We start from the raw sequence: 8,765 nt of genomic DNA on the forward strand, positions 1-8,765 counted from the left end.
CATCTACTTCCACGCCGAGGACTACGAGCCCTTCATCGGCGAGACCGGCAAGTGGCTGAGCCCGGACGTGCTCTACTACGCGTCCGACTACCCCCACTGGGACATGGAGTTTCCGGAGAACATCGACCACTTGGGCCGCAGGGAGGACCTGTCCCCCGAGGACAAGAAGTGGCTGCTGGCGGACTCCGCCAAGCGGCTGTACGGCGTGACCGACTGAGATCGGTAACAGGGAGGCGGAGAAGGCTGACTTCTTCGCCTCCTGTTTACTCAGAACTCCTTTATCTCCCGCAACCGCATCTTCTTCCGTAGCGCCTGCCGCAGTACGTAGGTGCCCACGGCCAGGTCCTCGTCCGGGATTCCGTTGGACTGGAACAGCACCTTACGGGGCTGGCCCGGGACGCCGCCGGCGACGATGTTTTCCAGCGGCACCACGTCGCGCCAGCGCAGTTGTCGCTTGGCGCACCCGGCGACCAGGTCGCCGCTGTCGTGTTGGGCCGTGGCGAGGTCGTCGGTGACCACCAGGTCCATGGACTTGATGAGCCGCCCGGAAACCTCGTGCTTGACGGTCTGGTTGGCGCCGATGGTGGCCACGAGGACGTCGTCCTTGAGCCGCTTGCCGTCGACGATCGGCGTAGTGGAGTTGGTGGAGATCACCAACACGTCGGACTCGCTCTCGACCTCGTCCAGGGATTCCGCCATGCGGAAGGGGGTCTTCACCACTTTGCTCATGGCATCGACGAAACCCTGGCGCCGGTCGGCGTTGCGGCCGTACACGAGCACCTGCTTGGGCCGGCAGGCCTTGACCACGGCCTCCACCTGGAACGTGCCCTGCCACCCGGGGCCGATGAGACCCAGCACGGCGGGCTTCGGAGGGGCCAGGTACTTGGCCGCCACGCCCGTGGCCGCGCCCGTGCGAAGGCTGCTGAGATACGCCGCGCTCATGATGACCTTGAGGGCGCCGGCGCCGCAGTCGTACAGCGAGATGGTGTTGGCCTTGGCGACGTAGCTCCGCAGCGCGATGAGATCCGTGTCCTCGTGCCACGCCGCCATCATGTTGAGTTGCTTGGAGCTGCCCTGGAGTCTCCGGCGGGGGAGGGTTCGCACCTTGCCGGCGGCCCGGTCCCGGAACATCCGGTCGAGGAGGCGGATGCAGGCGGTCATGTCGACGAGCTCGCGAGTCTGCTCGGCGCTGATGATCAAGGCCATGGAATCTCCCTTCTTGCGCCCTTGGCGTCGTCCCTACGTTTAGGGGAACACGTGCCAGCCCCTCTCGGGCAACGAGACCGTGACGGTCTCGCCACGAGCGTACTCGGCGTCGCCCACCGCCTTGACCGTCAGCTCGACCTCGCCCACCTGCACCTGGCAGTGAAGCGCGTCGCCCAGGTAGGTCTGGCGCAGCACCTGGCCGCGCAACCCGGTCGCCGACTCTCCCGCCGCCATGCCGATGTGCTCGGGACGGATGCCCAGCGTGACCGCCGCGCCCGCCGCGCAGCCCGCCGGCACCGCGCACTCGATGGCGCCCAGGCCCGACTCCACGCGCCCGGCGTCCACCACCTTGGCGGGGAGGAAGTTCATCTCCCCGACGAAGCGGGCGACGAAGAGGTTGGGGGGCTCGGAGTAGACCTCCTTGGGCGTGGCGAGCTGCAGGATCTCGCCCTCGTTCATGACGCACACGCGGTCGCCCAGGCTGAGGGCCTCGGCCTGATCGTGGGTGACGTAAAGGGAGGTGACGTTTACGGACTCGGCGATGCGCCGCAGCTCGTCGCGCATCTGGTCGCGCAGGCGCGCGTCGAGGTTGCTCAGGGGCTCGTCCATGAGCAGCACCTTGGGCCGGGTCACCACCGCTCGGGCCAGCGCCACGCGCTGCTGCTGGCCGCCGCTGAGGTCCGTGACCGGGCGCTCCTCCAGCCCATCCAGCCGCACCAGCCGGAGCGCCTCCCGTGCCCGGTCCCGCACTTCCGAACGCGGGATGCGCCGCTGCCCCTCGGTGAGCGGCAGGACCACGTTCTGAAAAACGTTCAGGTGCGGCCATACGGCGTAGCTCTGGAACACCATGCCGATGTCGCGGCGCTCGGGCGGCACATACGTCCCGCCGTCGGCGCTGTCCACCAGTTCGCCGTCGATCTCGATGGAGCCGCCGTCGGGCCGCTCAAGCCCGGCCACGCAGCGCAGGGTGGTGGTCTTGCCGCAGCCGCTGGGTCCCAGGAGCACCATGAACTCGCCTTCGGCCACTTCCAGGTCGATGCCGTCGACGGCGCGCACGGGGCCGCGGGCGGAGTCGAAAATCTTTTCCAGCTTGCGAATGCTGATCATGAACGAGGCTCCAACAGCCGTTTGGGATCAATAATGGCGTCCTTCGACTTCGCTACGCTACGCTCAGGACGAACGGTGAATGGCGCTGTCCTGCAACCGTTCGTCCTGAGCGTAGCGTAGCGAAGTCGAAGGACGCCATCTCCCTTACCCTTCCGCCAGGGCGCTGCGGCGTCCGAAGATCCAGAACAGCAGCAGTAGCGGCGAAAAGAACAGGATCATCAGGGTCGTCACCACCGAGGCCTCGGTCATTCCGGCGGCGGCCCAGTAGCTCCACACCACCGCGGTGAGGGTGATGTTGCTCTCGGTGGCGAGGAACACGGCCACGGTGACCTCGCGGTAGACCAGCAGCGCGGTCCATATCCACACGGACATGAGCGTGGGGCGCAGCAGCGGCAGCAGCACGCGCCGGCTGGCCCGCAGCATGGTGAGCCCGGAGACGTAGGCGGCCTCTTCCAGTTCCTTGTGTATCTGCAAGAGCGCGCCGTTCAGGGCGCGGGTGGCGAAGGGCAGCCGGGTTACCAGGTACACCAGCGCGATGAGCCACACGGTGCCGTACAGCGGCACGTAGTCCTTCAGCACGAACAGCGCCACCAGCAGCGCGCCGATGGCGAAGAGCAGCTCGGGCACGGTGTGGGGCAGGAAGGCGCCGAACTCCAGGGCGTAACGCCCGCGGCTGCGGGTGCGCACCACCAGCCAGGAGATGGCGAAAGCGTACACCAGCACCAGCAGCGGCACCACCAACATCAGGATGAGCGTGTGTTTCATGCCGCGCCACACCAGCTCCCAGTTGACGTTGTAGAAGTTGTTGAGCGAGAGCTGCTCCCACATCTCCAGGGACGGCGGCGCCACGTAGGGCGCGAACGCGATGAAGCCCACGAGCGCGATGGGCACGAGCTTGGAGATGAGGGCGTAGACGGCGATCATGGCCCAGGCGGCCCAGTTCCACCCGCCCAGGTCCAGCATCTTGGGGCGGTAGCCCTTGCCGGTGATCACTTGGTAGCGGTTGCCGCGCTGCAGCACGCGGCCGTACCAGGCCGTCAAGGCCAGCGCCACCACGATCATGAGCACCCCCACCGCGCCGGTGATGCCGTAGCGCGGCTCCATGTCCTCGGGAAACGTCAACGTGAAGAGATAGGTGCTGAAGAGGTAGACGCGGTTGCCGAGCCCGATGACCGCCGGGATGTCGAAGGTCGCGATGCCGACGATGAAGATGTAGATGACCGCGGCGAGAATGGCGGGCCCAGCCAGGGGAAGCGTCACCCGGCGCAGAGTGGCGGCGGCGCTCATGCCCGCGGTGCGCGCCGCCTCCTCCAGCATCGGGTTCATGGCCCGGAACATCTGCGTGGTGAGGATGAACGCCAGCGGCGCCAGGTTCATCCCCTGCACGAAGCCCATGCCCATGGGCGTGGCGATGTTCACGGGGCCGTCGTCCAGGGCCAACAGGTCCACCAGCCAGCGGTTGATGAAGCCGATGCGCGGGTGGGCGATGAACGTCCAGCCCATGGCCACGAAGATGCCGGGGATCAGGAGCCCCAGCGTCATGATGACGTAGATGGCGGGCTTGCCCGGGATGGTGGTGCGCTCGGTGAGCCAGGCGATGGGAAGCCCGATGATCAGTGCGAAGAACACCGTGGAGAACGCAAACCACAGCGTGTTCCATATGACGCCGTAGATCGCGGAGTCTCCGAGGACGTCGTGGTAGTTCTCCAGGGTATAGCTGGAGTGGACGGTGCCCAGGGTGCCGCTCTGGAAGCTCACCCACACGATCACCAGGATGAACACCACCACGAGCGCCATGGGAGCCAGCGCGACGGGCAGCAGTGGGGAAACCTGACCGTTAAGACGCGGCAGACGCAAAGCTACGGCCTTTCTCGGATCCGGTACGGGCCACTTGTCCCCGGTCCGGTCGGGGGTCTGCCCGGACCCGATCCGAAGCCTGCCCCGACTCTGATCGGCACCCGGGAGGTCCGTGGCCTCCCGGGTCACCGTTTACGTACCGGCTACTTTCCGCCGTCCTTGAGGATCTTGCGGAACTCTGCCTGGATCTTCCGGAGTTCCTTGGGGTCGTGCGTGTTGTTGCGCTCCACCGTGTCGATGAAAAGCAGTCCCCCGCCCGCCAGGATGTCCAGCACCGGCTTGCGCGTGTTGGCTTCCGGGTAGATGTGCAGGTCATGGCCGCCCAAGTCCCACTGGAGCTTCTGTCCTTCCGCCGTGTGCATGAAGTTTGCGAACAGGATGCCGGCGTTGGGGTGCTGCGCGTGCTTGGGGATGCCGAAGTAGATGACGTTGACCCGCGAAATCTCCTTGATGGTCGCCTGCTTCACCGGCGCGCCCCGGCGCTGCATGCGTATGGAGTCGTCGTGGCCGCAGTCGAATATCAGCATGAGGAACTCGCCGCTGGCGACGCGATCCATGGAGTTGCAGCCCATCAGTCCACCGATATGTCCGGCGAGGCGCTTGGTGTAGGCGGTCATGCGTTCGCGGCCGAGCATGTCGTCCGCGGCGAACTGGTAGAGTCCCGTGGCGTAGGGTGTGGATGCGATCTTGCCCTTGAACTTGGCCTTGAAGACATCGTCCATGCTTTGCGGAACGTCTTCGGGCTTGACCAGTCGCGAGTTGTAGGAGATGCCCACCACGCGCGAGGCGATGGCCACGCCCGCGCCCTTGGGCGCGGTCCGGTTGATGTTGGCGTCCTTGGGGTTGGACCGTTCCAGCAGCCCCTCCCAGTCCATCAGCATGAGCATGCCCTTGGCCGTGCCCTGGGACATGTGGTTGGAACTGCCAAGGAGGATGTCGCTGCTGGACGGCTGGCCGGCGGCGTGCTCCTGCAGCAGCTTGGCGGTCATGCGCGGGAAGTTGGGTCCGGGAGTGAAGCGGAGCTTGAGATCGGTCCCGTAGCGCTTGTTCATGGCGGCGACCATCTTGCGCACCCCGGCGTCGCCTCCGAGCCGCCCCGCGGTCCACTGGATCTTGAGCTCGCCTTCCTTCTTGGCGGCTTCGATGACTTTCTGAAGCGCGGGTGAAATCTTCTCTTCCGCGAAAGCGGGCAGGGTGAGGCCGAGGACGGCCAATGCCACGAGAACTCTTGCAAACATACGTCTTCCTCCGTTCCTGAGGTGGTTTCGGGACCGTGCGTGTGTTGCGGACCCGGCTGTCATCAAGGCGTGGTGTTTACGTGAATATGGAAGCCGTCGCAACCCTTCGGACAGGACTCAGTCCTTCGACCCCAGCTTGCGGTCGAGGTTGAACGCCGCGCTGATGAGGCCCAGGTGGGTGAAGGCCTGGGGGAAATTGCCCAGGGCCTCGCCCCGGGGCCCGGTCTCCTCGGAGTAGAGCCCGAGGTGGTTGGCGTAGCTCAGCATCTTCTCGAAGATGAAACGGGCGGTCCCCAGCCGGCCGGCACGGGTCAGCGCTTCCACCAGCCAGAAGGTGCACATGCTGAAGGTGCCTTCCTCCCCGGGGACGCCGTCGTCCGTCCGGGCCACGTCGTAGCGGTAGACAAGACTGTCCGACACCAGCCCGCCCTCGTGCGGCGGGCGGTGGATCGCCTCCAGGGTGGAGAGCATCTTGGGGTCGGTGGGGGAGACGAAGAAGACCAGCGGCATGAGCAGGTTGCTGGCGTCCAGCGTGTCGCTGCCGAAGGCCTGCACGAAGGCGTTCCGTTCCCGGTTGAACCCTTCGGCCATGATCTTCTGGTAGATGGCGTCCCGGTTCTGGAGCCAGCGCTCGCGGTTGGCCGGGAAGGAGCGCTTCTCCGCCAGCCGCACCCCCCGGTCCAGCGCCACCCAGCACATGAGCTTGGAGTAGACGAAGTGCTGGCGCCCGCCCCGCACCTCCCAGATCCCCTCGTCGGGCTGGTCCCAGTGGTCGCAGACCCACTCCATCAGGCGCGAGAGGTTGGTCCACAGCTCCGAGTCGATGGGGGTGCCGTACTTGTTGAACAGGTAGACCGAGTCCATCATCTCGCCGTAGATGTCAAGCTGGAGCTGGTCGGCCGCGGCGTTGCCGATGCGCACGGGAGCGGACTGCCGGTAGCCTTCCCAGTGGTCGAGGGTGGACTCCGGGATCTCCTTCTCGCCGCGGATGCCGTACATGATCTGCAGCGAGCCGTCGGGCTTCAAGTCGCCGCAACGTTCCTTGAGCCAGTCCATGAACCGGCCGGCCTCGTAGGTGAAGCCCAGGCGCATGAGGCCGTAAAGGCTGAAGCTGGCATCGCGGATCCAGGTGTAGCGGTAATCCCAGTTGCGCACGCCGCCGATGTCTTCCGGCAGGCTGCAGGTGGGCGCGGCCACGATGGCGCCGGAGGGCTCGTAGCACAGGAGCTTCAGCACCAGCGCCGAGCGGTCCACCATTTCGCGCCAGCGTCCGCTGTAGCGGGACTGCCGGAGCCACTGGTGCCAGTACCGCTCGGTGTCCTCCAGCAGTCCGAGACAGCCTTCCACCTCCGGGCAGTCGCAGTCGATACCGCCGTCGTCGACGCCCTGGAACACCGCCGTCAACACGCTGTTCTCGCGCAGGGTCCCGCTGGCAACCACGCCGCCGTTGCCGTCGGGGCGGACGGACACGACGGTGCGGTGGCCGCTCTGTGATACCTTCAGCATGCAGCCGAGGCCGTCGCTCTGGAACACCGCGCGGTTGTCGCGGACCTCCACGGTGTGCTCCGCGCGCCCGTAGTCGAATGCCGGAGTGCACTGGAGCTTGAGCGACATGGTGCCGCGCACCACCTTGGCGATGCGGATGAGGCGCCCGTGGTAGTTCTCGTCGGCGGGGCCCGGGGGCATGAAGTCCATCACCTCGCTCACGCCTTCCTCGGTCATGAAGCGGGTGATGAGGATGTTGGTGTCCGGCAGGTACAGTTGCCGGCAGGTGACGTTCTCCACGTCGGGCCCGATCACGAAACGTCCGCCCCTGGCGTCGTCGAGCACGGCTGCGAAGACGCTGGGCGAATCGAAACGCGGGTAGCAGAACCAGTCGATGGAGCCGTTGTTGCCCACCAGGGCGACCGTGTGAAGGTCGCCGATGACGCCGTAGTTCTCGATGGGAGCGTACATTGCGCGGTCAATCTAACGTATCCGCACCGGTAATTCTATCGGCCCTCGGCGGCTCTTCGGGCCGCCTCGTGCCGTGTCCCACAGATTCGTGTGCTAAGATGCATCAGGGTGGAAGTGACCCCGCAGAAGACGGATTCGGGGCAGATAGGCACCCTGTCCAAGGAGGTTCGTATGCAGTTGGGCATCATCGGTTTGGGAAGGATGGGCGGCAACATGGCGCGGCGGCTGATCAAGGCCGGACACGAGGTGGTGGCCTTCGACAGGCACGCCGACGCCGTCCAGGGACTGGTGGCGGACGGCGGGGTGGGAAGCGGCTCGCTCGCGGAACTGGTGGCGAAGCTCGACAAGCCCCGGGCCGTGTGGATGATGGTGCCGGCCGCGGTGGTGGACCGCACCATCGAGTCCTTCGTGGAGCACCTGGAGCAGGATGACATCCTCATCGACGGCGGCAACTCGTACTACATCGACGACATCCGGCGCGCCAGGGAGCTGACGCCCAGGGGCATCCACTACGTGGACGTGGGCACCAGCGGCGGCGTGTGGGGGTTGGAGCGGGGCTACTGCCAGATGATCGGCGGCGAGCTGGAGGTGGTGCAGCATCTCGATCCCGTCTTCGCGGCGCTGGCGCCAAGCATCGACGAGGCGCCGCGCACCCCGGGCCGTGAGCCCGGCAAGGGCACGGCGGAGCACGGCTACCTTCACTGCGGCCCCAACGGCGCCGGCCACTTCGTCAAGATGATCCACAACGGCATCGAGTACGGCATCATGGCGGCCTACGCCGAGGGGTTCAACATCCTCAAGCACGCCAACGTGGGCAAGCAGGGGCACGAGGCCAGCGCGGAGCAGACCCCGCTGCGCGACCCCGAGCACTACCAGTACGATTTCGACCTGGGCGAGGTGGCGGAGCTGTGGCGCCGCGGCAGCGTGGTGGCGTCGTGGTTGCTGGACCTGACCGCCAACGCGCTGCTGGAGGACCCCGGCCTGGAGCGGTTCGCGGGGCGGGTGTCCGATTCCGGCGAGGGCCGCTGGACCATCCAGGCGGCGGTGGACGAGGCGGTGCCCGCCCACGTCCTCACCGCGGCCCTGTTCGAGCGCTTCAGTTCCCGGGGCGAGGCGGACTACGCTGACAAGCTGCTCTCGGCCATGCGCTTCCAGTTCGGCGGCCACGAGGAACTGCCGCCCAAGAAGTAGTTGGGGCGGTTTCGTGGAAATCGAAGTATTGCCCGACGCCGATGCCGTGGCGCGGCGGGCGGCTGCCTTTATCGCGGATGCCGCGCGCGCGGCGGTGCGCGCGCGCGGGCTGATCCTGTCAGCCCCCAGCCGCGGCCGGCCGCCCGGGGGGATTCTGCGTGCGCGTGGGGGCGAGGGCCTGCCCAGGGAGGCGGTGGGACGACTGCAGGT

Annotated in this window: 8 protein-coding genes; 3 read left to right on the plus strand and 5 right to left on the minus strand. The window is 66.7% G+C overall.

All coding sequences use genetic code 11. From position 1 onward, the window contains the following. Positions 1 to 217: amidohydrolase family protein (locus tag OXU42_10705; protein MDE0029854.1), on the plus strand; the 217-nt coding region annotated here is incomplete at its 5' end. A 50-nt stretch (positions 218 to 267) separates the two neighbouring features. On the opposite strand, the gene OXU42_10710 is transcribed toward OXU42_10705, so the two are convergent. The 5 genes from OXU42_10710 to OXU42_10730 all read right to left on the minus strand — a co-directional run bounded on the left by OXU42_10710 (position 268) and on the right by OXU42_10730 (position 7,364). After that, entirely contained in the window at positions 268 to 1,206 is a 939-nt protein-coding gene (locus OXU42_10710) for a hypothetical protein (GenBank protein MDE0029855.1), read from the minus strand. Between the two features lie 39 nt (positions 1,207 to 1,245). Further along, positions 1,246 to 2,313, minus strand: a complete 1,068-nt coding sequence (locus tag OXU42_10715) for an ABC transporter ATP-binding protein (protein MDE0029856.1) — start codon at positions 2,311 to 2,313, stop codon at positions 1,246 to 1,248. Between the two features lie 144 nt (positions 2,314 to 2,457). Then, positions 2,458 to 4,110: an iron ABC transporter permease gene (locus OXU42_10720; GenBank protein MDE0029857.1), complete on the minus strand. Its 1,653-nt coding sequence runs from the start codon at positions 4,108 to 4,110 to the stop codon at positions 2,458 to 2,460. 203 nt (positions 4,111 to 4,313) lie between these two features. Next, positions 4,314 to 5,408 carry an extracellular solute-binding protein gene (locus OXU42_10725; protein ID MDE0029858.1) on the minus strand — a complete coding sequence of 365 codons (1,095 nt, stop codon included), beginning with the start codon at positions 5,406 to 5,408 and terminating at the stop codon, positions 4,314 to 4,316. 117 nt (positions 5,409 to 5,525) lie between these two features. Next, entirely contained in the window at positions 5,526 to 7,364 is a 1,839-nt protein-coding gene (locus OXU42_10730; protein MDE0029859.1) for a glycoside hydrolase family 15 protein, read from the minus strand. A 171-nt stretch (positions 7,365 to 7,535) separates the two neighbouring features. Between OXU42_10730 and gnd the strand changes: the two genes are divergently transcribed. Both gnd and OXU42_10740 read left to right on the plus strand, forming a co-directional pair. Beyond that, positions 7,536 to 8,555 carry a decarboxylating 6-phosphogluconate dehydrogenase gene (gene gnd, locus OXU42_10735; GenBank protein MDE0029860.1) on the plus strand — a complete coding sequence of 340 codons (1,020 nt, stop codon included), beginning with the start codon at positions 7,536 to 7,538 and terminating at the stop codon, positions 8,553 to 8,555. Positions 8,556 to 8,568: 13 nt separating this feature from the next. Further along, a partial coding sequence (locus OXU42_10740) for a hypothetical protein (protein ID MDE0029861.1) occupies positions 8,569 to 8,765 on the plus strand: 197 nt, incomplete at its 3' end.

Source organism: Deltaproteobacteria bacterium (assembly GCA_028818775.1).
Classification (GTDB): domain Bacteria; phylum Desulfobacterota; class Binatia; order UBA9968; family JAJDTQ01; genus JAJDTQ01.

Bases quoted from the DNA above. Each gene is read 5' to 3' on its own strand.
- OXU42_10725 (MDE0029858.1), bottom strand. From the start codon at position 5,408: ATGTTTGCAAGAGTTCTCGTGGCATTGGCCGTCCTCGGCCTCACCCTG.
- OXU42_10715 (MDE0029856.1), bottom strand. From the start codon at position 2,313: ATGATCAGCATTCGCAAGCTGGAAAAGATTTTCGACTCCGCCCGCGGC.
- OXU42_10730 (MDE0029859.1), bottom strand. From the start codon at position 7,364: ATGTACGCTCCCATCGAGAACTACGGCGTCATCGGCGACCTTCACACG.
- OXU42_10720 (MDE0029857.1), bottom strand. From the start codon at position 4,110: ATGGCGCTCGTGGTGGTGTTCATCCTGGTGATCGTGTGGGTGAGCTTC.
- gnd (MDE0029860.1), top strand. From the start codon at position 7,536: ATGCAGTTGGGCATCATCGGTTTGGGAAGGATGGGCGGCAACATGGCG.
- OXU42_10710 (MDE0029855.1), bottom strand. From the start codon at position 1,206: ATGGCCTTGATCATCAGCGCCGAGCAGACTCGCGAGCTCGTCGACATG.